The sequence below is a fragment of the Spirosoma pulveris genome, from assembly GCF_054781875.1.
This window is the reverse complement of record NZ_BAAGTO010000012.1, coordinates 1-25,597: the sequence shown is the minus strand read 5'-3', so window position 1 is coordinate 25,597 and position 25,597 is coordinate 1. Positions and strand designations below refer to the sequence as shown.

Below are 25,597 nucleotides of genomic sequence, written 5' to 3'. Positions count from 1 at the left end.
AGTAGCGAGGAGACAGGAGGTAGAAGTGAGGAGGGCTGACGCGTCAGTAAAAAAGCAATCGTCAGCCCTCCTCACTTCTATCTCCTGTCTCCTAATTACTTAATCAAATACGTTCCCACGATTGGGTAGTGGTCCGAATACCCGATGTAATTGAGGGTTTCAAAGTTCAGGACCGGCAGTTTCGGGTCATGAAACTGGTGATCGATCCGGATAAAGCCCGGCAGACGGTTGTAGGTAAACCCAAAACCACGACCTGCATCTTCAAAACTGTTTGGCAACACCCGGCGCAGCCGTTCGTAAACGACACTATACGGGGTATCGTTATGGTCGCCGGTGACGATAACGGGATAAGGGCTTTCCCGGATATAATCGATGACTTTATATACTTCCTCTCTGCGATCCGTAAAGCCATTATGCAGCGCCTTAAGCACCCCATGCGTTTCGCGCTTTACACCTTTAATCTCTTTTTGCTTCAGAACCTTGCCAACGCGGATACCCATTGAGCGAAGGTGAACATTAATGATACGGATGGTATCATTTCCTATTTTGATGTTTGCCCAAACGACTCCGTTTGACCCTCCAAATGGTTCTCGCCCTGAGTCAATAATTGGGTAGATAGAAAAAATAGCGGCTCCCACATCACCTTCGGGTACTAATGCATTCTCCGGATACAATAACACAGAATAACGGTACCCGGCCTTTTTAAACCGAAGCACAACGTTATAATCGGGTATCGACGTGGAATTGTAAAACTCCTGGAAGCATTTAATGGGCGCATCGTAGCGCAACACATAGTTATCCGTTCGGCGAACGCGGGGCGAACTTGTATAAAATGACCAGGTGTCGTTCAGATCAAACGATTGAACATTATAGCTGAATACTTTTATCGGTTTGCCCTTACTGGTTAGTTCAACCGGCGTATGCCAGACAAAGGTGCGCGATCCGAATAAAGCCAAACCAATGATCAGCACAATTCCCGAAAGCCAGCTTCGCCAGGGACGTGAGGTGAGCCAGCAAAAAACGGCGACAAGGTTCAATACCCAGACAACCGGTAAGCTAATCATGATCATGCTGGCCGACCAATGCTCAGTTGGCAAACTATACAGGAGCCAATAACCCAGGCAGGTGTATAGAACCAGTAGTAAATTAAATGACCAAAGCAACGACCGAAAAAAATAGGCGATGATCTGTCCAACCCGTATTCTTAGCGTCATGGCGTCGTTGTTGAGCGAGGGGAATTCTCTTTTGGCGTCAAAAATAAGGTATAATGACCGTAATGCCTGCAATTGAGCCCACACAGGGGCTTGCGATGGACGCATAAATGCATTATCTTTGTGGCACAAAAACTATATGGCATTGATCAAAAAAGGGAGTCGCACTCCCTTTTTTGTTAGCCATACCTTATGGACGACAAAGCGAAAATCACTGAACTGCTACAGCCGTACCTAAAAAACGATCAGTTCTATATCGTTGATATTCAGGTAGCTGGGAGGCAAGGTGGCCGACTGAAGGTCACGATTCTGTTGGATAGCGATGCAGGCATCACGATCGATGACTGCGCCGATATTAGCCGTAGGCTGGGAGGGCAGATGGACGAAATGAATTTTTTCGGAGATTCGCCTTTTACGCTGGAGGTTTCATCCCCCGGCGTTGATTATCCATTGACTTTTCCACGTCAGTTTATCCGCAATGTGGGCCGTCAACTGATCGTAACACTCACCGATGGGGCCATCCGGAAAGGGGTGTTGGAATCGGTAGCCGAAGAGCATATTGTGCTGGATGTGGAAGCCGAAAAAAAATCGAAGAGTAAAAAGAAAAAGGAAGCTGAATTATCTGCCGACGTTCCACCCGTTGGCCCAACGCCGATTTCGTTCGGGCAGATAAAAAAAGCGCAAGTGGAAGTATCATTTAAATAAGGTTGCTGGCCGATAGTTGGACGTACATTCACGAACGATTACTAACATCGACTGTCGACTATTGACAAAACACGAAAATGACCAGTGGACTATTAATTGAATCGTTTGCTGATTTTGCCCGGTCGAAGAACATTGATCGGCCTACCATGATCGCTATTCTGGAAGATGTTTTTCGGACCATGATTCGCAAGAAATATGGTACCGACGAAAATTTCGACGTGATCATCAACGCTGAAAGTGGTGATCTCGAAATGTGGCGGACGCGCGAAATTGTTGATGATAATTCGGAAGACATTTGGGATTATGATAAAATCCCCCTGGCCGAAGCTCGTAAAATTCAGGACGACTTTGAGGTAGGCGAACAGGTTGCCGAAGAAGTAAAGCTGGATGATTTTGGTCGTCGGGTAGTTCAAACCGCCCGCCAAACACTCATCCAGAAGATAAAGGACATGGAGAAAGAACTCCTTTATCAGAAGTATAAAGACCAGGTTGGTGATTTGGTGACTGCGGAAGTGTATCAGTTGCTGAAGCACGAAATTATTCTGGTCGATGGAGAGAGCAACGAATTGAGCTTGCCCCGCACCGAGCAGATTTCCAAGGATCGGTATCGCAAGGGCGAGCCGGTCAAAGCGGTTATCAGCCGGGTGGATATGCTGAACGGCACGCCTAAAATTGTGCTGTCACGTACGTCGCCTGTCTTTTTAGAGCGCCTGTTTGAGATTGAAGTGCCCGAAATATACGATGGCCTGATATCCATTCGTAAAATTGTGCGGGAGCCGGGCGAACGGGCAAAAGTTGCCGTTGAATCGTACGACGACCGGATTGACCCCGTTGGTGCCTGCGTAGGTATGAAAGGGTCGCGGATCCATGGTATCGTACGTGAACTGGGTAACGAGAACATCGACGTTATCAATTACACGGAGAATCTTGAACTGCTCATCAGTCGGGCATTGAGTCCGGCTAAAATCAGCTCAATGCAGATTGACCGGGAAACCAAACGCGTATCTGTTTTCTTGAAACCAGATCAGGTTTCGCTGGCCATTGGTAAAGGTGGTCAGAACATTAAGCTTGCCGGACGGTTGGTAGACATGGAAATCGACGTATTCCGGGACAACGAAGGTCAGGAAGACGATGAAGACGTCGACCTGATGGAGTTCTCGGATGAGATTGACGAGTGGATGATTCAGGAACTTCGGAAAGTAGGTCTGGATACGGCTAAAAGCGTACTGGCCCTGAACAAAGAGGAACTGGTTCGCCGGACAGATCTTGAAGAAGATACCGTCGAAGAAATTTTGAATATCCTGAAACAAGAGTTTGAATAAGTAAGTAATGAAGACGGGGTTACCCGTGTGGTGAATGGTAAGAATGAGAAGGGCTTTAAGGATCTTTTAGCACTCATTCTCAACTTTTCACTCTTCATTATAAGAATGAGGGATTTTTATTGTTGGAACTGGTGTTCATACCTTACCAACACCTATTAAATTTGCCGAATATAAACCGAAGTATGGCAGAAGAAAAGTCAATGCGCCTGAGCCAAGTGGCAAAAATTCTCAACAAAGGGCTTTCCTCTGTTGCGAGTAGTCTGTCTGCCAAAGGGTTTAAGGTTGAGATTAATCCTAACACCAAAATCAACACAGAACAGTTGGAGGTGTTAGCGAAGGAGTATAAATCTACGGAACTCCTGAACGGAACTCGCCGGGCTGAACCGCCGGTTGTAGCCGCCGAGCCACCGCGTCGTCAGGAGGAGGATGTCGTTCTGTACCGTCGTGATGACGCGAGACGTCCGATTGTTGAAAACAAACCAGAGTCAGCTCCGGCTGATTTACCCAAGACAGCTCCGGTGGAGCCAGCACCACAAACCGCTCAGACCGGTTTGCCAGGCCTGAAAGTACTGGGTAAAATTGATTTGAACGCAAAGCCTTCAACTCCGCAGCCCCAGCCTGTTCCACAGGCGAAAGCCCCGGAGCCACAAGTTGCCAAGCCTGTTGCAGCTCCGCCGGTTGAATCAAAACAGCCGGAAGAACGTGCATCGGTGCCTGCTTCTGTAGAAGCGCCCAAACCTGTTGTTGCACAACCTGCACCGCCTGTTGCTGAAGTGCCTAAAGCAGTACAGGCACCGCCTGCTGAGGTAAAACCAACCCCGGCATCCGCCCCTGTGGTTACGGCACCGCCAGTTGCAGTTGTTAAGGAAGATACTGCACCAGTAGAAGCCCCTAAACCAGTTGCAGTTGAACCTAAGCCTGCGCCTGTTCAAACTGCGCCAGTGGCTCCGGTAGTTGCACCACAACAACCAGCGCCCACACCCGTTTCAACTCCTGTGGAAGCCTCTAAGCCCGCTTTTAAAGAGAAACAAAAGGAAAACCGGCCAGCTAATCAGGCTAATCCACCGAAACAGGAAGCCCAGCCCGTTAAACCAGCACCGGCTGCTTCTGCTGACGAACCAGACGCGTCTACGGAAACAATCCGGGCGGCTGGTAGCCACCAGTTAGGCGGATTGAAAATTCTGGGTAAGATTGAGTTGCCAGTTAATAACCCGCGTCAGGGTGGTAACAATAACGCCGACAAGAAAGGAAAACGTAAGCGCATTCGTGGTGGTCGCGAGGGAGGAAGCAATCCTAACCAGCCAAACCAGGCTAGTGGGCAACCACAGGGTCAGGGCGGCAACCGGCCTCCGCGTGAGGGCGACCGCGGTCCCGCAAATCGTGCCCAGGGCGATCGTCCACAAGGCGACCGCAATCAGGTAAACGGTCAGCGAGAAGCTACGCCACGTGATGGTAATCGTCCGCAGGGGCAAGGTCAAAACGATCGTACGGCAGCACCAGCTAACCGTGCGGGTGGCACTGGTCAGAATCAGGGAGGTACTAATAATGCCAACCGATCTGGACAGTCAAATACAAATACCAATGCCAATAACCGTTCGGGTGGTGGCAGCAACAACGCAAATCGAGGTGGCAGCGGCAATGCCAATCGCGGTGGAACTGGCAATAATGCCAACCGTGGCGGTAGTGGTCGTCGTGAAGCGCCAACTCAGGCCGACGTTCAAAAGGCTATTCAGCAGACGAACGCCCGGATGCGGGGTAACACGCCAAACCGTGGTGCCGACCGTCGACGTGATCGCCGGAGCCAGCGCGAAGAAGATCGTCGTTTGCTGAACGAACAGGAGGAACTGGAAGCAAAAATTCTGAAGGTTACCGAATTTGTATCAGCCAATGACCTGGCCTCGCTGATGGACGTGTCGATCAATGAAGTTATCTCGGTTTGTTTGAACTTGGGTATGTTCGTATCGATCAACCAACGGTTAGACGCTGAAGCGATTACGGTTATTGCCGACGAATTTGGCTACGATGTCCAATTTATATCGGCTGAAGATGAAACCGAGGCTGGTATTGATGTGGAAGTTGATGCACCGGACGATTTACAGCCAAGGGCACCAATTGTGACCATTATGGGTCACGTTGACCATGGTAAAACATCGTTACTTGACTACATCCGTCGTGCTAAGGTTGCGGCAGGTGAAGCTGGTGGTATTACACAGCACATTGGTGCTTATAGTGTTAAACACAGCGACGATCGGATGATTACGTTCCTGGATACACCGGGTCACGAAGCCTTTACGGCCATGCGTGCACGGGGAGCAAAGGTAACGGACGTTGTTATTATCGTAATTGCTGCCGACGACAGCATCATGCCCCAAACGCGTGAGGCTATCAATCATGCTCAGGTAGCTGGTGTACCGATTGTCTTTGCTTTCTCGAAGGTAGACAAACCGGGTGCTGATTCCGAGAAGATTCGGACTGAACTGGCCGCTATGAACATGCTCGTTGAAGAATGGGGTGGTAAATACCAGGCACAGGAAATTTCGTCTAAATCGGGAATGGGCGTTGACGATCTGCTCGAAAAAGTACTGCTCGAAGCCGAGCTGCTTGAACTGAAAGCCAACCCATCGCGCCGGGCATTGGGTACGGTTATTGAAGCGTCTCTTGATAAAGGCCGTGGCTATGTTTCTACGGTACTGGTCGAGAATGGTACACTGCATCAGGGTGATATCATGCTGGTGGGTGCCCATTACGGTCGCATCCGGGCAATGACGAATGACCGTGGTGAACGAATCAAAGAGGCTGGCCCATCAACACCGGTACAGATTTTAGGTCTGCCTGGTGCACCACAAGCTGGTGACAAGTTCAATGTAATGGAAACGGACCGTGAGGCCCGCGAAATTGCAAACAAACGGGAGCAATTGCTGCGTGAGCAGACATTACGTACCCGTAAACACATTACTCTCGAAGAAATCGGTCGCCGGAAAGCAATCGGTACCTTCAAAGAGTTGAACGTGATTGTGAAAGGTGACGTAGATGGTTCAGTAGAAGCCTTGTCAGATTCGCTGTTAAATCTCTCTACAGAGGAGGTTCAAGTGAATATCATTCACAAGGCCGTTGGTCAGATCTCCGAATCGGACGTTCTGCTGGCATCGGCTTCGGATGCGGTTATCGTTGGTTTCCAGGTGAGACCATCGGCAAGTGCCCGGAAGTTAGCGGAACAGGAGCAAATTGAGATTCGTCTCTACTCCATCATCTACGATGCGATCAACGAAGTTAAAGACGCTATGGAAGGGCTGCTTGCACCAACTGTAGAAGAAGTTATCGTTGGTAATATTGAGGTTCGTGATGTCTTCAAGATTAGTAAAGTGGGTACGGTAGCAGGTTGTTACGTGACCGAAGGAAATATTAAGCGGAACAACAAAATTCGAATCATCCGCGATTTCATTGTCGTGCATACAGGTGAAATCAGCGCACTGAAGCGTTTCAAGGAAGATGTTAGTGAAGTGAAGTTCGGCTACGAATGTGGTCTGAGTATTAGAAACTTCAACGACATCGAAGTTGGTGACGTGATCGAAAGCTTCGAATTGAAAGAAGTGAAGCGCACACTTTAATTTTAACCGGATTTAAGTAATATTCAGGAACTAGTCTCAGTAATCCCAATCGCTTAAATTCAATTAAAATCTTGGTTAGTTATTAGCCCTGACAGGTTTCCTGTTAGGGCTTTTTTGTACCTTTTCAACCTGAAATCAATTGTATGAAATTACTCACCATTAGTGATCTTCACGGGCGATCAGTATGGAAGGAAGCTAACATTGACCAATATGATCGGGTTATTTTCCTTGGCGATTACACCGATAGTCATGTCTTTGATGACGAGACGATCTACGGAAATCTTCTTGACCTTATCTGGCTCAAACACCAAAACCCAGATAAGGTTGTTTTACTACTTGGTAACCACGATGCGCAATACCTGCATTTTCCACATTATCGATGTTCTGGCTTTCGAGAGCGGGCGCAGCCTCAATTAAGTTCATTGTTTAGGATGAATGCCAGCTTCTTCCAAATTGCTCACCAGGAAAGGGATTATCTGTTCTCGCACGCTGGCGTAACCAAAAAATGGCTGGCGCATTTTCTTGTAAAAACAGGTAGCAGGTCAAATGAATGTACATCGGCTTGTAATCTGGCCGGATTATTGAATGAAGCTCACAGACATGAAATGCCTTTTCGAAACCTGCTTTTTGAAGTTGGACCGAAACGGGGGGGGGCGAATGCTTATGGAGGGCCGATTTGGGCGGACCGTACCGAAACGTCTGTTGATTTCCTGATGGGGTTGCAGCAGGTGGTGGGCCATACACCCGTTTCCAATTTCTCAACAATATATGGGGAAAGCGGCTCTATTACTTATACTGATATTTTACAATCGAAAACGGCATTTTATGAAGTCATAATCCCTGACTAACTTAGGGACTGAAGAAACGAAAGGGCCGTATAAGGCCGTTATTAAGAAAACTGCCCCGCAAATACCCTGAATGAATTTTCTCTATCCTTCTTTTCTGCTTGGTTTGTTGTCGGTCTCCGTCCCGATTGCCATTCACCTGTTTAATTTTAGACGGACAAGGCGGGTTTTCTTCTCGAATGTGGCCTTGCTGCGTACAGTTCAAACAGAAACGAAGTCGTTTCGACGGTTGAAGCACTGGCTCATCCTGGCCTGCCGTTGTCTGTTCCTGGCCTGTCTGGTGCTGGCGTTTGCACAACCATTTATTCCCAGTAAAAATAAGTTAGGTCTGTCGCGTCAGGGCGTAACAAGCTTATATGTCGATAATTCATTCAGTATGCAGAATGAACGCAATACGAAGCGATACCTCGATATTGCCATAAGTAAACTGGATGAGTTGCTGACGTTATTCAGGAATGCGACATCACTCCAGCTACTAACCAACGATTTTTCCGTGGCTGAACAGCAGGCCGGAACCGCCGAGGCCGTTCGCGACCGCGTAACATCTATTCGATTTGCGCATACACCACGTAACCTCGAAACCGTTTATCGACGGCAGCGTAACTTGCTCAGTTCCCTTAATCCCGGTGGTCGTAACCAGTTGTTCTGGTTTTCCGACTTTCAAAAAAGCACTGCGGGGGATTTATCCAAACTGAAAATTGACACGACCGACCGACTGTTCATTGTACCGCTCGATGCACAGCCTACCAAGAACGTGTATGTCGACTCGGTCTGGCTCAGTACACCGTTTATTCGGGAGATGCAGAATAACAGCCTGAATGTAAAATTGAACAACGCTGGCCGGGAAAACGTCAAAAATTTACCCGTACGCCTATATCTTGATGATACGCAGACGTCGACCGCCACGGCGACGCTGGCACCTGATGGATCGGCAACGGTTGCGCTCAATTTCAATGTAACATCAAAAGGGTATCACCGGGGGCGTATTGTTTTTGAAGATTACCCGATCACGTTCGACAATCAGTATTTCTTCGTTATCGAAGCGTCTCCAGCCGTACGGATATTACATCTGTATGAGCAGAAGTCAGGACCGGCAGATCGAACATCGGACTACATCAATGCCGTTTATTCGAACGACAGTTTGTTTATCCGGCAGAGTTTCAGCGTACAAAATTTTGACGTCGGCCAGTTGAAGGAAACGGATCTGGTTGTGCTGGAAGGGGTGGCGGACGTAAATGGTACGCTGCGTACGGAACTGGAGCGTTTTGTACGGCAGGGTGGAAGCTTGGCTATCATTCCTCCTGCTAATCCTAACAGTACTACATACAATCCTTTTTTACAGGCGCTGGGAGTTGGTACAGTTCAGGTAGCCGGTGCACCGGGCACCACACCAACGACACTTCCTGTGGCTGATCCCGATCGACGCAATCCATTTTTTCAGGATGTTTTCCAGCAGAGTTATCAGTCTGAGCCATTGAACATGCCCACGGCTGCGCCCGTTTGGCGGTGGAGTTCAGGACAGCGGTTGCTGAGTCTGCGTGATGGAAGCCCATTACTTACCCAAACAAAGTTAAGTGGCGGAACAACCTCCCGGCAGGGAAATGTCTATATGCTGGCCAGTCCATTAGCCTCGACGTATGGGAATCTGGCTGAACACGCCTTATTCGTGCCAATTATGTATAAAATGGCGGCCCTGAGCGTCCGGGCTCAACGTACGGCCTACTCGTTCGACGATAATTTGGTTACTATTTCGGTTAGCAATCCATCCGAAAAAGCTGTTTATAAACTGAAACATGATAAGCTGGAAATTATTCCGATACAGCGGATCGTTGGTAATCAACTTCAGCTCGAAATGCCAAAAAGCAACGAGCTAGCGGCTGGCCAGGAGGTTGAAGCGGGTTACTATGAACTGCGCCTGAATGACAAAACTGAACGATTACTAGCCTTTAATCACGGCAATCAGGAGTCGACGATGAGTTTTTACTCGGCTGACGAACTGCGTAAAGTTTTTGCCAGCCAATCGAACGTCGAAATATTCGATAGCATACAGGACGGTGATTTTGTTCAGGTACTTGAACAGGAAAATCTGGGCAAAAGTCTATGGAAGTATTTTCTCATAGCAGCACTCGCGTTCATGTTGCTGGAGGTTGGACTCGTGCGGTTTATGAAGGGATAGATGGCCGTTCGTAACTTGATAGGGCGAGTCATAGGTAGCGGATTTGCTCAACCCGGCACCGGCACGACCGGTTAATAAAGAGCATGACCGCAATCGAACAGGTGTTTACGCCGGAGAAAGGTAATGATTACCTTGATGGACTTACTATTTTCAGTTACTCATCAATTCCTTACCTTTTCTCTTTATGGCTTTTGATTTCATTGCCTGGCATGGTCGTGACCTGAACAACCACAAGTCAGAAACCGACAAAGCGGCTGCAGCTGGCTACCGCACCTCGTCGTTATGTATTTATGGCGATGCCAACAACCCTCTTTTTGCGGCCGTAATGGTTAAGCGACCGGCTGTTCATACCGACCGGCAGTTCTTTACCATGAACAAAACGCAGTTTTCCGAAACGATTGATTCCATGTGGAAGCAAGGGCTGGGGGCGTATCTGGTAACGGCTACCGGTACCGTTGACAATCCGGTATTTGCGGCTTCCTTTCGGCCCATGTCCGAAAAACCGATTGTTCGATACGGCATCTTAGGAACGGGCGATCAGTTACTAAACCTACATTACGATTTTTGGCGCGACGGCTACTATCCGGTTTGGATGGATGCTTATGGTATCCCCGCCAATACACAGATCGTGACCGTATGGCACCGCAATACCGCAAGGCTTGCCTGGAACATCGAAGCCGCCAGCCGTCTAAGCGATCTGCCTACCCGACAGGCAATCTTTAACGCCATCACTGCTCAGGGTGCCCGTCCCACTGTGGTCGCAATGGCCCCCGGTAGCCGGTTTTTCGGCTTATTTGTTGACAATGTGGTAGGGAGCTGGGCTTCGCGGACTAACCTGACCGGAGATGGGTACCAACAGGAGTTTAACCAGCAGGTAGCGGCCGGACGGTGCCCCATCTGCGTAACTGCGGAAGGTAGTGGTTCCAATGTCCGTTACTCCGCCATTTTCGCCGATCGCGAACAACCTATTGAACGGGTACCTACCGTGACGACAACGATTCAGGGATCGCCGACGGTAAAAGGCATTGACGACGCTGTGCTTAAGTTCATGAAGGATCACGCTATGCGGGGATGTTCATTAGCTATTACAAAAGGAACACGATTAGTGTACGCGCGAGGCTACACCTTGGCCGAACCTGGTTACCCGATCCACAAAGAAACTACCTTGTTTCGTCAGGCGAGTGTTTCCAAACTCTTTGTTGCAGCCGCTATTTATCGCCTGATTCAACTGGGGACCAAGTTACCCAATGGAAGTAGTTTCTCGCTGGATACAACCATGCAGGCCGTCCTGAATCTGAAAACACCGGATGGCAAAGCACCTGCCGACGATCGGTTTAAGGACATCACCATCCGGCATTTGCTGGAAAGTATATCGTCTATCAATCAGGGGTGGCTTTGGTGGCATCAGGAGGCTGCGGCAGCGTTCAAGAGCCCGTTGCCTGGCAAACCGGCCCAGCTCGCGTCGTTTATTGCCGCCCAGAAGTTAGGTAAAAAAGACCCCGGCGATACAACAAACGTGAACTATGGTAACGTGGATTATTTCATGTTGAGTCAGGTTGTTGCGGCACTGGCCAATACCAATACGTTTGAAGACGCATTGACCAAACTGGTTCTGACACCTTTGCAGATCACTCGTGTGCGGGGCTCGCGCAGTTTGCAGACTGCTCAGGCTCTGGATGAAGCCCGGTACCACGTCGTCAACCTTGATCCGACTCCAAAAGCGGATCAACCCGGCAAATACAATGATTACCCGCCCTCACTCTGGTTCACGAAAAGTTCGATGTCCGATGACCACCCCCTGGTTCCCCAGCAGTACGGGGGTGATAACTATGAAGTTTTTGACGGTTGCGGAGGGCTTTCTGCCGCTGTTACCGACATAGCCCGGTTACTGTCTGCCCTTGGCGTACGCAACCCCAATGCCGTCTTCTCTGAAACGACGTTAAAGCAGTGGTTTGAGCAAACTATCAAGGCAACCCAGACCAACACCAACCCGGATCCCGATGCGCAGGTCCACGGCTACCACGGGTTCGATTGGGGGAGCCAGGTCGATGGGTCACAGCCTATTCTTGCGGCCGGTAACTTTAGAGGAGCCAAAGGGGGCTGGCTGCCCAGTCACTCGACCAGCTTTGAGTTCGGTTCCGGAGACTTTGGCTATGTTATTGCCTGTAACAGTGTTGGTCAGAGTGATGTGAAGACCGACTGGTTGCGGAATATCGATGGGCAAGGCAATTGGTGGGAAGTAGACCCAGCCAGCGTCATGGGCGTTGCACAGGCCCACGATTGGGGAACAACAGATCTCTTTAACAACTACCAGATGGCTCCTTTCGTGACGGGCCAGAACGGCTCGATCGGCAAGGCCAGCCAGATCAAATTGCCGAAAATGGTACAACAGGTTGGAGGAACACATAAACTCGAACAGGATACCATGATTACCATGATGCAGCAAGCCGCTTCTGCACGCATGACCAGCAAGCGTTCCCAGCCTGCTTAATCAAATTGCCTGGCGTAACCTGCCTTGGTTAGGTAAGGTTACGTCAGGTAACTTAATTGCATGATCACACAGCGGGACACTTTCGGCTCTTCGTCCCATTTTTAGGTCAATTCATCCCATTTTTTCACATTACGTATAGCAGCCCGGTACTTTTGCTTCAGGTCACTTAGGCATTTAAAGCGAATACGTCGGGAGGAATGTCTAATTCATCGAGCCGCAGCGTAGGAAATTGATTTACAGTATAGGTACTGTGAGTCTCTCTTGCAGGCATACGGTACGAAGACCATCGTCTGTAACCCTTTCTACTAACTGGATCATGATTGGAAGCTACATCAAAACATCGAGACGTAATTTACTGCGCAACAAGCTGTTCTCGTTCATCAATATAATAGGCCTTGCCATTAGCATGTCCGTTGGGTTACTGCTGATCGCGTTTGTGCTCGACCTGCATTCGTACGACAGGTTTCACAAAAATGGTGAACGCATCTATCGCATTACCAATGTACTGACGGCTAATCGTCAACAAAGTCGATCACCTTCTACAGGCAAGTTCGCAACAACATCGATAAAGACCGGAAAGCTGATCCGGCAGAAAGTGAACGGCATTGAGGAAGTGGCTATTCTCCGCACCGACTTTTCGCAGGATGCCAGGGTTGACGACAAAATCCTCCCTATCAAAGGCTTCTGGGCGGAACCGTCGCTGTTTCGGGTTTTTTCTTTTCAGATGCTGGAAGGCAACCCCGAAACGGCCTTGAAAGACCCCTATTCGATTGTGCTTACGGAAACGGCGGCTCAAAAACTATTCGGCAACGAATCGGCGCTCGGCAAAGCGATCAAATTCGATACCCTCCAGTACCAGGTGACTGGTGTCATGAAGGACGTTCCCTTCTTTTCGCACATCAACTTCGAAGCGCTTGTGTCGCTCTCGACAGCGGCACAACTCAACCGGAACGACCGGAATTTCGAAAACTGGACAAGCATGTCGTCCAACTACGTATACCTCCTGTTACCGGAAGATGCGGATATGGCGTCTATCCAGTTGCAGCTCAACGCCCTGGCCAGCGAAGAAAATCTTGCTAAAGAAGATACGAAAATTGAACTTGAACTTCTTCCATTACACAAGATCGTGGTGGGAGAAACGTTGCGTCGTTCTGAGGGTGGTTCCGGTTCTGTTGGCCCTCACATGCCTCCAGTTGTGCTTTGGCTGCTCGGCGGGCTTGCGCTCGTTGTGATCCTGTCGGCCTGTTTCAATTACGCCAATCTTTCAATGGCACGCGCCATACGTCGCTTCAAGGAAGTAGGCCTTCGGAAAGCGATTGGTGCCGAAAAAAGTCAGGTATGGCACCAGTTTTTAGTGGAGGCCGTCATGATTTCACTGGCCGCCCTCGTTCTTTCCTGTGTTATCTTTCTCTTCCTTCGGCCGTTGCTGATCAACCTGGCTCCGGAGATGCAGCGCATGGTGAAGCTCGAGCTCACGCCCTCGATGGTGGTAGCTTTTGTCGTCTTTTCAGTCACTGTTGGGGTGATTGCCGGCTTCATGCCCGCCTTATACTTCTCGAAAATCAGTGCAATTAATGCGCTACGCAACGTGTCCGGTCCGGGAGGGCGATCGGTGAAATCATTTAGATACGGAGCGCTCCGACGCTCTCTGGTGGTCATTCAATACACACTCACGCTGCTCTTTATTACAACAACTGCCGTTGGCTATGTGCAATACAAAAACATACTGGCCTTCGATTTGGGATTCAACACGGAAAACATCCTGAACATCAATATGCAGGGGAACAAACCCGATGTGCTTCTTAAGGAACTTAGCGCGATACCGGAAGTGACGGGACTGTCACGGTCGCTGATAATCACCAGCGTTGGGAATGCCTGGGGTGGCTATATGAAATACAGGGAGTCACGCGATTCTGCGCTGGTCCTGACCAACCACGTCGATGAGAACTACCTGCCTCTGCATGAATACAAACTCATAGCCGGGGGTAATTTCAAGGCACGGCCCACAACAACCGCAGCCGCCACCGAAGTGATCGTGAACCAGCAAGTCTTAAAACGGTTTAACATTGGCACCAATGACCCCCAGAAAGCCATCGGGGAGGAGATCACCTTCACAAGCTTCCACGGAACCCGCCGGATGACCATTGTTGGTGTCATAAAAGACTTTCACTATGGCAAGGTCGACAACCTCATTGAGCCCGTAGCCTTCATGTTCTGGACACCGGAAGACAGGGCTATCATCAACGCCAAAATACAAAGCAAAGACCTGTTGGCAACCAGAGCCCGGATCGAAGCTGTATGGAAGAAAATCGATCGAGTGCATCCTTTTCAGGCTAAATTCTATGAACAGGAAATTGAAGACGCCTACAGCGAATTTTCCGCTATGATCAAGATTGTTGGTTTCCTTTCCTTTCTCGCCATTTCGATCGCATCGATGGGCTTGTTCGGCATGGTGGTATTTACCACCCAGACAAGACTAAAAGAAATCAGCATCCGCAAAGTGATGGGCGCAAGCCCGGCCAATTTGATCTACTTGTTGAGCCGCGGTTTTCTCGTACAGCTTTCGCTAGCAGCATTCCTCGCACTGCCTGTCACATATCTATTCTTCGAGAATGTTGTACTCGCCCGGTTTCCGTATCACACGCCTGTGCGGTTTATTGAGTTGTTCGTGGGCCTGCTGGTGGTCTTGTTAATCGCCTTTGTTATGATCGGATCGCAGACGATAAAGGCCGCGAAGAGTAACCCGGCAAAAATTCTAAAGAGCGAATAAAAAAGCAGATCGGCAGATTCCGACTACTACGGAAAGCGTTTGACAGATAGCGAGACGAACCGTTCAGAAAAAACTTTTTTGACGGAACAATCTCTCGGGCTATCTGTCAAACGCTATTCCTGGTACAGGTATTAACAGGTTACTCTTTACTGGGTTTTGATCAGTTTATAGCGTTTGGCCCGCGCCCCTGTTCCTACCTGCAGCAGGTATAAACCGGGTGCAAAACCGCTGCTCAGACGAAGCACCTGCTCGGAGTCGGTATCTTCCTTTTGCAAGACCACACGACCGTACGCATCATAAATAAGCAGGGGTACTTTAGCCGATGACTGACCCAGCAATAGCACAGTAAACGATTCTGAAAAAGGATTCGGGTAGTACCTGACCTGTATATCCTGCGAGAGTTCCTGACCCACTGCGGCTAAACGTCCTGTTGGAGCCTGGTCCGCAACCGAAAAGCTCATCGTGAGTGGAGTGCCTGCTGTGCCGGTGCCTCCAGCACCGGTGTAGGGGGTGGCTGTCAGGGTATAGCTGCCTACCTGCGGCACCCAGGCGTTAAAGTTGCCCGCCACATCGCCGAACAGGGCATAGGGGGCGACGGTCTCAGTGACGTTCTGGTTCTGACTACCGCTAAGACTGAACTTAACGCTGCCCACCGTAGCGGGGTTGGTGTTGGCCCGGATGTTGAGGTTGCGGGTGGGCAAGGTCGCCAGGTTAAGCTGTTCATCGGGCGTGAGTAGTTTAATTTCCTGCTCGGTGTCGGCGTTCATCAAACTAAAACTGACGAGTGTTAGCTGACCGGGCGTTGTTGGCGTTTGGTCAACTACGGAGAAGCTCATCGTGAGCGGAGTGCCTGCCGTGCCGGTCGCTGCCGGGCCGGTATAGGGGGTGGCTGTCAGGGTATAGCTGCCTACCGGCGGCACCCAGGCGTTAAAGTTGCCCGCCACATCGCCGAACAGGGCATAGGGGGCGACGGTCTCAGTGACGTTCTGGTTCTGACTACCGCTAAGACTGAACTTAACGCTGCCCACCGTAGCGGGGTTGGTGTTGGCCCGGATGTTGAGGTTGCGGGTGGGCAAGGTCGCCAGGTTAAGCTGTTCATCGGGCGTGAGTAGTTTAATTTCCTGCTCGGTGTCGGCGTTCATCAAACTAAAACTGACGAGTGTTAGCTGACCGGGCGTTGTTGGCGTTTGGTCAACTACGGAGAAGCTCATCGTGAGCGGAGTGCCTGCCGTGCCGGTGCCTCCAGCACCGGTGTAGGGGGTGGCTGTCAGGGTGTAGCTGCCTACCGGCGGCACCCAGGCGTTAAAGTTGCCCGCCACATCGCCGAACAGGGAGTAAGGGGCGACGGTCTCAGTGACATTCTGGTTCTGACTACCGCTAAGACTGAGCTTAACACTGCCCACCGTAGCGGGGTTGGTGTTGGCCCGGATGTTGAGGTTGCGGGTAGGTAGGGTTGCCAGGTTAAGCTGTTCATCGGGCGTGAGTAGTTTAATTTCCTGCTCGGTGTCGGCGTTCATCAAACTAAAACTGACGAGTGCTAGCTGACCGGGTGTTATTGGCGTTTGGTCAACTACGGAGAAGCTCATCGTGAGCGGGGTACCTGCTGTGCCGGTCGCTGCCGGGCCGGTGTAGGGGGTGGCTGTCAGGGTGTAGCTGCCTACCGGCGGCACCCAGGCGTTAAAGTTACCCGCCACATCGCCGAACAGGGAGTAAGGGGCGACGGTCTCAGTGACGTTCTGGTTCTGACTACCGCTAAGACTGAGCTTAACACTGCCCACCGTAGTAGGGTTGGTGTTGGCCCGGATGTTGAGGTTGCGGGTGGGTAGGGTTGCCAGATTCAGTACATCATTGGCCACCAATTCCCGGATTGGCAGATCCGAATCGGCATTAATAAGGGTTAACGTCGTAACCTGCGGACCTACGGGCACCGGATTGTTGGTAGCGTTCGGGGTAGAAGCGGTAAAACTTACGAAAGGAGTAGCCCCGTCCAATTGTCGCCCATTCGATACATCTATCGTCTGCGCGCCAAAGGTTAGCGAATCCAGGACGGCTACATTCAGTCCATTTGGCTGGAAGAGACCAATCTGTTCGCCACCCGCGCTCAGTTTAATGCCTACATGCAGCACACCCTGCGCAGGCTGCTCATCGGCCCAAAGCAACAGGAAGCCTTTCGGAGGAATAGTCGTTTGACCCGGTTGGGACGAAGGAATCTGGTACTTTAGCGGTTTTGTGAGGTCGTCGGTAATATACATTCCGCCAATATCGACGGCCTGAGTGCCGCTATTATACAGTTCGATCCAGTCATCGAATTCACCAAACCCGTCTGCCAGTCTGGAATTGCTGGCCATAAATTCATTGATAAAAATACCGGATAACAGAGGAAGTGTATTGGTAGCGCCGGGCGATGGGGTCGGAAAAAACTTGAACTGTTTGCTGCCATCCGGGTACCTTCCTCTCGATACATCCGCCGTTTGGGGGCCATAACTCAAGGAATCGACCAGCGAAGCGTCGGGGCCAACAATATCCGTTAAGGCCAGTTGACCACCTGCTGGGCTTAGATTGAAGCCCAGATGCAAGACACCTTGAGCCGGTTGGTTATCGGCCCATAGTCTTAGAAAGCCTTTGCCCGGAATGGTTGTCAGGGCCGCATTGGTCGTCGGTATTTTCCAAAGGGAAGGTGTGCCGAAGGTGTTGGTAAGGTACATCCCCCCAATGTTAACGGGATCGCTATTATTATTGTATATCTCCAGCCAGGCATCGCGCTCTCCGGCTTCGTCCGCACCGCCGGTCTGATTCACGGCAGCGAACTCATTGATGAACAGATTAGACCGGAAAGGGATCATATTTTTGCTCCCTGGCGTTGGGGAAACAAACGTCCTGAATGTAGGGCTGCCATCGGGGAATCTACCCGTCGATACATCGTCCTGCTGAGCCCCGAACGTATACGAGTCCAGCAGCGTGGGCGTGGAGCCCAGCATTTGCGATAACCCGATGGCTTCTCCGCCTTTACTTAGCTTAAGGTTCACGTGCAAAGGCCCCTGACTAGGCTGTCCATCTGCCCACAAAAGCAGATATCCGTTAGCTGGAACAGTTGTCAGCGCCGGATTGGTGGTGGGGATTTGACACTGAGTCAGGTTGTTCAGTGCGTCGGTGATGTAAAGACCCCCGATGTTGATCGGCTGAGCCGTTGCGTTATAAATTTCAATCCAGTCGTCAAACTCACCAAACTCGTCGGGCTTCTTGGTGTTGCTGGCCATGAATTCATTAATGTACAAGCCCGTAATCAAGCCCGGTACTGTAAAAGAGGCCTCGTGTAGCGCACTCCAGGAACTACCCATTTGAACTCTGGCTTTGATCGTCAGATTGGCATTGAGCACCACTGGCCCGGTATACGTCTTGGCGCTGGCCGCAACGCTCCCATCGGCTGTTTGGGGATCGGTGCCATCGGTGGTATAATAGATCGTACCCGATGGGTTCGTGTTGGTCATGGCCAACTGGAAACCAGCCGCAATGCTACCACCTTCCTGGTTAAAACCCGGCGCATCAACCGTTGGGTAGTAGCCCTGGGCAACAAGGGCATTAATGAGCCTGTTCACGTTACCGTTCATGAGCCCGTCTACCCGGTTTATTTCGGGTGTCCAGTGGGTATCGCGGGTGCGTGTTACTCCGTCGTTGAGGGCATCTCCCCAGCGGGCCGATTCGGCAATAATTGCGGTGTTAATGTACTGGTTAATAAGCTGCCAGCGAGACCGGGAAGCCGCATCGGTGAGCCCTCCGTTGTTAAAGCAGTGCTTATACACCCGGTCGGCGAATAGTTGCATGAACGACCGGTTGGTTCGGGCTGCATGCCAGAGTTTAGCAATGGTTGCCGAGCCCGTCGTTGTATTTCTGAATTCCGGATGTACCCAGGCTCCCTCGTTGGAGCCATTCGTTACGTCGAAAGACCATTCAGCGTCCCAGGCGTTGTAGAAAAAAGGGCTGGGCGGATTGTTTCGGTTGCCGCCGTGGAAGTTGTTGCCGGGCCAGTCTGTCATGCCCATCATCCAGGTAAGAATCAAATAATCGCAGAATTTTTCGACATCCAGGTATTCCTTGAGCTTAGCGTAATTAGCCGCTACCGTCATGTCCTGATTGACGAGGGTAGTCGTGAGGTACGTAAAGCGGGTGGGATCGCCATCTCTGATGCCGTCGTGATCCAGTGACATCCAGTCGGCAAAATCACCGCCAAAATAGGTAGACAGCATGCCGTTATCGGTGCGCTCTACGGGATTGTAAAGCCCCCAGTATAAGCCATTGACATACAGATGGACAAAGGTGCCCCGCCCGCCTGTTGCTGAAATGACCTGTTGCGATGACCGGTACCATTCATCACGAGTGTAACAGGTCCGGTCGGGATTCCAATTACGGGCCCAGGACCGGTTGTTTCCGCTGCGCAGTACAATTTTAGTGTCCTTGAACTTGTTAGTCGTAGCGGCATTGTTGTACGGAGCCTCCTTCAATAAGTTACTGGTAACACTCGAACTTATATTGAGCTTCAGCGAGCGTTTGAGCCGGTTATGGCTGTGTGGTTCCAGCTCGCAATCGAACTGCTCCTTTGCACCGGATGGATAGAAAATTTCTACCGAAGTAGGGTGCGACGTCTCGCCTTCATAAAGGTCCCAGAAGTCATCCTTATTGAGCACCAGCGACATCGTAGGAATAGACGTCAAACCGCTTTTTATGGCCGTACTATAAGCCGGGTTATTGACAACCGTCGGGTCCATTTGATAATCGTGGACCGCCGTGGCCGAGCCGGAGCCAAGCGCATAAGTATGGTTAGGCCATCCACTAATCGTAGCCGGCTGTTTTAATACATCAGCCAAAAACAGGTAGGAATTCGTAGCGACCTTCGTGCTGGTTACACCATTATACGCAACTGCCCGGACCACGCTGGTGGTGGTAATGGGTATGGCTCCGGCGTAGATGGTACCCGTGGCGGGGGTTGGCGCAGAACCATCTGTCGTATACCGTATTGTACCGCCAGCCAATGTAGTGGACAGCGTGAGTTGAAAGGGAGACTCATAAAGTCCCCGACTTGAGGAGAACGTGACGTTCTGACTACTTACCCAAAAGGGAAGCAGCAATAAGATACAGAAGAGGAAGTAATTTTTTTTCATGGGACCAGGTGTTTATAGTAAACGGAAAATTTAATTTCATTAGCAGAGTGCTGGATGTTTCACTGCTCTTGTCTGGATTAAAGTGAGTAAAGTGAAATATACTGCCGGTTAACTTAGGAAAACTACTTAAACTAAATTATATATAGACTTTGTGTACATAGAGTTACCATAAAATACCCTTATGTTGCTTATACTTAGTGCGTGATTAGTTCGTAATTGGAATTTTACAGGTTTTTTTTTCTTGTAAAATCTGAATTAATTAAGCGGTATATATAAATTGACTAGCTGGTAATTCGTCATTTGATGGGGCTTCGTTTGACGAAGGGCCACACGTATAATATTGATTAAAATTTGATTAAAAAACTGTATATTAGTAGGTTATGAAAAAATAATAACAATACGAATTTGAGGGTTGACTGGTTCTTATCGGTGCTGGTTTCAAGAGTTTTATCTACCAGTATTCTATGCATTAGCGTAAAATGCACGGTGTCTCAAGTTATCGAAAAATATAAATTTAGTTATATGTATTTGGGTAAATATACTGATATAACTTACAGGTGCTTTCCGTCTATAAGGACAACTTTATGATTCTGGTTGACAGGCAACTACACTCTGCTTTGATGCTTTATGTTTTTTTACACTCCAAGCCAACCATCTTCTGAATTAAAGGAACGGGATACACATGAGGCTGGATTCATCCCAGGAATTACTATATAAAAGGGACTGCGTATCCAACCCTTATTACCCTCGCCTTGGTCGGATCAAGACTGATTGTAAGCTTCAGCGGACGAGTCAACTTACTCGTCCGCTGAAGCCTATGGTTATTGTTTCTTGAAAGGTATTAGGTGAAATACCCGCAATTGCATGGTTTTCCGCGGGTTGGCTACGGAAACAGTTACTGCGGAATTTCGTCCATCAGCTTCAGGGCTTCGTTATCTTTATACCTGACGATTTGCTCTTTCAACTGTTTCTTGAGCAGGGTCGTTACTTTCTCGTATCCTTTCTGACCGTACAGGTTCTTAAGGTTGTTGGGGTCCTTCTGAATGTCATAGAGTTCCCAGAAATTGTCGGGGCCATAAAACCGAGCCAGTGTATACTGAGCCGTGCGTAAGCCAAAATGGGGCGACACATGGTGCGGCTGCGGGTATTCGTAATAGTGATAATACGCCTGATTCCGCCAGGTGTTTTTGTTGCCGGTCAGCAGGGGTAGGAACGATTCGCCCTGCACATAATCCGGAACACGGGTACCGGTCAGGTTGAGCAACGTGGGTGCCCAATCGACATTCGACACGACATTGCGGACCTGGGTGCCGGGTTTAATAACGCCCGGATACCGAATGACAAACGGTGTTTTTAGCGATTCTTCGTAAATCCACCGCTTATCGAACCAGCCGTGTTCGCCCAGATAAAAGCCCTGATCGGAGGTATAGACTACAACCGTGTTTTTGGCTAGTCCGCTTTTGTCGATGTAATCGAGCAGTTTGCCAATATTGCGGTCGAGTGAGTTCGCTACCGACAGGTAATCTTTCATGTATCGCTGGTACTTCCATTCGACCAAAGCCTTGCCACTCAGTTTCTTTTCGTCAAACTCCTTACTGACTTTATTCTCGTAATAGTCGTAAAATGGCTTTTTCTGCTCAGGGGTGAACCGGTTATAGGACGAATAGGGCCCTTTGGCGTCGTAATTGGCATGCACTTTCAAATCTGTGCTCAGCACCATGGTTTTATCGATACTCATATCCTGTTTCTGGGCCGCGGTACGCCCCTCGTAGTTATCATAGAACGTAGGTGGCAACGGAAACGTAACATCATCGTAAGCGCCCAAATCTTCGGTGGCTGGCAACCACTCGCGGTGGGTCGCTTTGTGGCCTACCACCAGAAAGAAAGGTTTCGAGGTATCCCGGCGATCAAGCCAGTCGGTGGACAAGCTCGTTACAACGTCGGTAACGTAGCCCATGTGGCGGGTTGTCTTGTTATTGGAATCGACAAAGTCCGAATTATAATAACTCCCATGTCCCGGTAGTATATTCAGGTAGTCGAACCCGTGTGGTAGGCTACCCAGGTGCATTTTGCCAATCCAGGCAGTTTGATAACCGTTCTTCTGCAACTCTTCGGTGAATACCGGCTGGCTAATATCGAATACTTTCTCATTGAATTTATAGCCGTTCCGGTGCGAAAATTGACCAGTCAGCAAGGTTGCGCGGCTGGGGCCGCAGATGGAGTTTGCCACCACGTTGTTATACAGAATTGCGCCTTCACGGACAATCCGGTCAATATTGGGGGTTTTGGCCAGCTTGCTTCCATACGCACTGATGGCCTGAGAGGTGTGGTCGTCGGAAATAATAAAAATAATATTGGGCCGCTGTTGCGCCGAACGATCTCGTTGAGGTTCATCCGGTGGAATAGGCGTATAACCGGGTATAGCCAGTAGTAAAGCCACAGCAGTCGTGCCCAGTAACGAGCGAATAACGGTTTTTTTTGTCATTGGTTTTACGAGTTAAATAGGACTGATTGATAGCAAGTGCCAGCAAACCAGGCGTGTAAACGAGTGGGTTTTATCGAAAAATGCAAAGCAGGTAACGGTACCGAAAGTCGATCGAGGCTTTTATGACTGCTTCCGCACCGGTCGTCCAGCTGCACCAACATGACAAAAAAGACTTAATTGCAGCTAACTACTTAATAAACGGGATGCTGTTTAAACTTTTTATTGGTATCGATTTTCCGTTTCGGAACAGGCTATATCACATGTAAAGGCTGTTCGTTAGGTTTACCGTTAGGAGCAAACGATGGCAACGGCACCAGGTAAACACAGCTCTATGATTTTCCTCATACAGTTGCCTGATGGATATCATAGAGCAAGGATAAAGGCCTGATTATTTTTGTATAGAAATCAATGACCAAGCTGATTTATACCGCCATTTACGATTGTTTGTTTGCCTACTTAAAGAAGCTTGGTCGTTGATTTTCTCCCGTAACTCGCACTTGTATACGTATCATTCTTTTTAAATTTTTCACCCTTAAAGGTTTAAGCCAGAAACAAAGATGCTAACCCCAACTACTTTCCCACAGTCAGGCTTGTTCGAATATGCTTATCCCACCTTCGACGATAAGCCTCAGCACATTTACGTTCATTTTATTACGCCCGATCAGGAGCAGGCCTTTGTTACTTTCCCCCATCATCCCTTTAAGAAAGCGGCTCAGTTGATTCCGGTTAGCTGGTTCGAAACGGTGCGCATGGTTCAACTGGAGGGGCAATCACCGCTTCTGTACTTTCTGGAATGTATGCTTCCCCGTTTGGTCAGTGTAAAAAAACCTAAACGTATGCCTGCTGATCTGCTATTCGATCAGGTTGAAGTACATGAGTTTGATGGAATGATGGCGGCTTAAGCCTATCTGGTTTACTGGTTAGACTTACCTTTACTGGCTGCTATAAGTCCTCCTTATGCATCGGCGTTTGAGCATCCGCATCTGTAATCAACGGATTCTGTTTATTAGTCGCTCACACCGTAACGCAGTTTATTGTACTGCAGGAGCGGGGTCACCTTATCATTGGTTTTCTTTAGCCACTGTAATGCACCATCGGTTTTGTATCATAGCTTAACCGCTTTGCCTGGTGCGATTAGAAATTTGCTTCCATTCGGGCAAAATCGCGCTGAAACAACAATGTTGTACTAGGCAATGGCCACATCTATGATGGCTCCGCGAAAATTCAGGAGTTCAATAACTTAATGCTAACGGGCGAACATCGGGTTAGTCTCGATGCCAGGAACACCTTCGATCTGTCGATACCCCATGTGGTGGCTTTTGGCATTGGAATTTCCTTTCTCTTCATGGCGGACATCGGCTTTGACAGTGCTATTCCGACATCTCGCTTTATTGTAGGATCGGCCGGGGGCGATTTTTTTGTGTAACCGCAGCCGCCGGGTTGGTCTATACTGCTAGTCGGGCAAGCCCGGTGCCAGATCTCTTTGTTAATCCCGGCGATTCTCCAGATTGGCGTTTCAGGCTTTCTTAAGGGCAAAACCCGTCTCGCCAATGGGATGAAGTTCCTTTGCTACAGACGAATAGCTTGTGATCGTCGGATACGAAATCACTTCACGCTGCGAACGTGATGAGTTCGCACCATACTGGACAATTGAGAAACAAGGCGGGACGCTTCACACTTAAAACTAATGAGGTCATTAAAGGTACTGCCTTTAATCAACCAGTTATAGCCTGTTAAGGGGCATTTTCGATCTCTATCCTTTTTTTCGCTCCAGCTACGCCGATTCTCCAAAAAGTAATAGGTCGGTATGTCCGTGAGTTCTTCTATTCGCTGACACAAACTTCGACCTTGCTTAGAGAAAGGTGATCCGATCTGTTGAAGTTGCCTCAAGGCAAACCGCTCACCATAATCACTGACCAACCATAAGTCATCAAGAGCCTGAAAGGTATAATGCCATAGGTTCAGGTCCTGATAAGAGTTCATCTCCGGATTTAAAGGCGGTAACAGATAAAGTGGAATTTGCTGATAAGTATCACCGCATATAACCGGTGAAAATCCCTTCCCATAAAGAATATAACTACTCGAGCCAACAGGAACCTGATAGGTTAAGTAATCGGCAGCTCTGCCCGTCGGCCGAATTTCCAAAGGGGTCTGCGTTTTGGCCTGCAACTGCTGCTGAAAGTGAAGGGCAAATGGATGGCTGTAGTGAGTGGCCAATGAATTGGCTTGAGGACAGATGACCGGCATTTTTAATTGATTGCCCTCCTGGATGAATTGGTAGTCCTGGCTAATGATCTGTCCATTCGCTCCCAAATAGCTCAGCAAGTTTTCGCTCTCATAGCGAATGTCATCAAAGCTGAGGCTGGCTAAGTTGACAACTAAATCGAAAGTAAACATAGTGGTAGCGGTAAGTTTAAACGCCGAGGGCGAGCGGTTGGGTGCTTGCCAACTCCAAAGACTAAACCCTGCGCCTTATACCAGTTTTATATTTCAGGAGCCGGGCCATTTGGCTAGATAATCGATCGCAGTTGATGCGCTGAATAGGACTCAGCAAATCCGTATTACGGGTGGCCTCAATCATATGCTGCTTACATTTTCATAAATAGAAAGCAGTAACGCCCTTTTATACCTGTCAGTTTCCGAAGTAAATGCGACAAAAATCCGGACTAAATGCGAAAAATACGCTTTCCACCCAGAGTAGTGTCTTGTCCTAAAATAAGTTTACCATCACTTTAAGCAGATGGACCACTTATTTTTGCTTCGTACTCAGGCGCATGAGCTCAAGATGCGTCAGATGGTTGAAGAGATCAACCTGGGTCGACTGACCA

13 protein-coding genes are annotated in these 25,597 nt (G+C 49.3%); 9 read left to right on the top strand and 4 right to left on the bottom strand.

The window, feature by feature from the left end; translation table 11 throughout:
- Positions 1–95: 95 nt before the first annotated feature.
- Positions 96–1,319, bottom strand: coding sequence for an endonuclease/exonuclease/phosphatase family protein (locus ACYVJM_RS26845; RefSeq protein WP_461151308.1), 1,224 nt, complete (start codon positions 1,317–1,319; stop codon positions 96–98).
- Positions 1,320–1,403: 84 nt separating this feature from the next.
- Here ACYVJM_RS26845 and ACYVJM_RS26840 point away from each other — a divergent pair, with 84 nt between their 5' ends.
- From ACYVJM_RS26840 to ACYVJM_RS26810, 7 genes are all read left to right on the top strand, one after another.
- Complete coding sequence (locus ACYVJM_RS26840) at positions 1,404–1,916, top strand: ribosome maturation factor RimP (RefSeq protein ID WP_461151307.1); 513 nt, start codon at positions 1,404–1,406, stop codon at positions 1,914–1,916.
- A 77-nt stretch (positions 1,917–1,993) separates the two neighbouring features.
- Positions 1,994–3,238, top strand: a complete 1,245-nt coding sequence (gene nusA, locus ACYVJM_RS26835) for a transcription termination factor NusA (RefSeq protein WP_012925815.1) — start codon at positions 1,994–1,996, stop codon at positions 3,236–3,238.
- 182 nt (positions 3,239–3,420) lie between these two features.
- Positions 3,421–6,846: a translation initiation factor IF-2 gene (gene infB / locus ACYVJM_RS26830; RefSeq protein ID WP_461151306.1), complete on the top strand. Its 3,426-nt coding sequence runs from the start codon at positions 3,421–3,423 to the stop codon at positions 6,844–6,846.
- A 143-nt stretch (positions 6,847–6,989) separates the two neighbouring features.
- The gene (locus tag ACYVJM_RS26825) at positions 6,990–7,694 is read left to right on the top strand and encodes a metallophosphoesterase (RefSeq protein WP_461151305.1); all 705 of its coding nucleotides are present in this window, start codon (positions 6,990–6,992) and stop codon (positions 7,692–7,694) included.
- Between the two features lie 70 nt (positions 7,695–7,764).
- Complete coding sequence (locus tag ACYVJM_RS26820; protein ID WP_461151304.1) at positions 7,765–9,867, top strand: BatA domain-containing protein; 2,103 nt, start codon at positions 7,765–7,767, stop codon at positions 9,865–9,867.
- 184 nt (positions 9,868–10,051) lie between these two features.
- Positions 10,052–12,358 carry a serine hydrolase gene (locus ACYVJM_RS26815; protein WP_461151303.1) on the top strand — a complete coding sequence of 769 codons (2,307 nt, stop codon included), beginning with the start codon at positions 10,052–10,054 and terminating at the stop codon, positions 12,356–12,358.
- 316 nt (positions 12,359–12,674) lie between these two features.
- Positions 12,675–15,128 (top strand): ABC transporter permease, encoded by a 2,454-nt coding sequence (locus ACYVJM_RS26810; protein ID WP_461151302.1) that lies wholly within the window; start codon positions 12,675–12,677, stop codon positions 15,126–15,128.
- Between the two features lie 146 nt (positions 15,129–15,274).
- On the opposite strand, the gene ACYVJM_RS26805 is transcribed toward ACYVJM_RS26810, so the two are convergent.
- Together ACYVJM_RS26805 and ACYVJM_RS26800 are read right to left on the bottom strand one after the other, a co-directional pair.
- Positions 15,275–20,284, bottom strand: a complete 5,010-nt coding sequence (locus ACYVJM_RS26805) for a lamin tail domain-containing protein (RefSeq protein WP_461151301.1) — start codon at positions 20,282–20,284, stop codon at positions 15,275–15,277.
- A gap of 895 nt (positions 20,285–21,179) precedes the next feature.
- Positions 21,180–22,769 (bottom strand): sulfatase family protein, encoded by a 1,590-nt coding sequence (locus ACYVJM_RS26800; protein ID WP_461151300.1) that lies wholly within the window; start codon positions 22,767–22,769, stop codon positions 21,180–21,182.
- 557 nt (positions 22,770–23,326) lie between these two features.
- Here ACYVJM_RS26800 and ACYVJM_RS26795 point away from each other — a divergent pair.
- Entirely contained in the window at positions 23,327–23,671 is a 345-nt protein-coding gene (locus ACYVJM_RS26795) for a hypothetical protein (RefSeq protein WP_461151299.1), read from the top strand.
- Positions 23,672–24,012: 341 nt separating this feature from the next.
- Positions 24,013–24,195: a hypothetical protein gene (locus tag ACYVJM_RS26790; protein WP_461151298.1), complete on the top strand. Its 183-nt coding sequence runs from the start codon at positions 24,013–24,015 to the stop codon at positions 24,193–24,195.
- Between the two features lie 179 nt (positions 24,196–24,374).
- Here ACYVJM_RS26790 and ACYVJM_RS26785 read toward each other — a convergent pair whose 3' ends face one another.
- On the bottom strand, positions 24,375–25,166 hold the full coding sequence (locus ACYVJM_RS26785) for a DUF2310 family Zn-ribbon-containing protein (protein WP_461151297.1): 792 nt from the start codon (positions 25,164–25,166) through the stop codon (positions 24,375–24,377).
- Positions 25,167–25,597 lie beyond the last annotated feature (431 nt).

Coding starts and splice junctions, on each gene's coding strand:
- infB (WP_461151306.1), top strand. CDS start 3,421: ATGGCAGAAGAAAAGTCAATGCGCCTGAGCCAAGTGGCAAAAATTCTC.
- ACYVJM_RS26785 (WP_461151297.1), bottom strand. CDS start 25,166: ATGTTTACTTTCGATTTAGTTGTCAACTTAGCCAGCCTCAGCTTTGAT.
- ACYVJM_RS26815 (WP_461151303.1), top strand. CDS start 10,052: ATGGCTTTTGATTTCATTGCCTGGCATGGTCGTGACCTGAACAACCAC.
- ACYVJM_RS26800 (WP_461151300.1), bottom strand. CDS start 22,769: ATGACAAAAAAAACCGTTATTCGCTCGTTACTGGGCACGACTGCTGTG.
- ACYVJM_RS26825 (WP_461151305.1), top strand. CDS start 6,990: ATGAAATTACTCACCATTAGTGATCTTCACGGGCGATCAGTATGGAAG.
- ACYVJM_RS26790 (WP_461151298.1), top strand. CDS start 24,013: ATGCTAACGGGCGAACATCGGGTTAGTCTCGATGCCAGGAACACCTTC.
- ACYVJM_RS26840 (WP_461151307.1), top strand. CDS start 1,404: ATGGACGACAAAGCGAAAATCACTGAACTGCTACAGCCGTACCTAAAA.
- nusA (WP_012925815.1), top strand. CDS start 1,994: ATGACCAGTGGACTATTAATTGAATCGTTTGCTGATTTTGCCCGGTCG.
- ACYVJM_RS26845 (WP_461151308.1), bottom strand. CDS start 1,319: ATGCGTCCATCGCAAGCCCCTGTGTGGGCTCAATTGCAGGCATTACGG.
- ACYVJM_RS26805 (WP_461151301.1), bottom strand. CDS start 20,284: ATGAAAAAAAATTACTTCCTCTTCTGTATCTTATTGCTGCTTCCCTTT.
- ACYVJM_RS26820 (WP_461151304.1), top strand. CDS start 7,765: ATGAATTTTCTCTATCCTTCTTTTCTGCTTGGTTTGTTGTCGGTCTCC.
- ACYVJM_RS26810 (WP_461151302.1), top strand. CDS start 12,675: ATGATTGGAAGCTACATCAAAACATCGAGACGTAATTTACTGCGCAAC.
- ACYVJM_RS26795 (WP_461151299.1), top strand. CDS start 23,327: ATGCTAACCCCAACTACTTTCCCACAGTCAGGCTTGTTCGAATATGCT.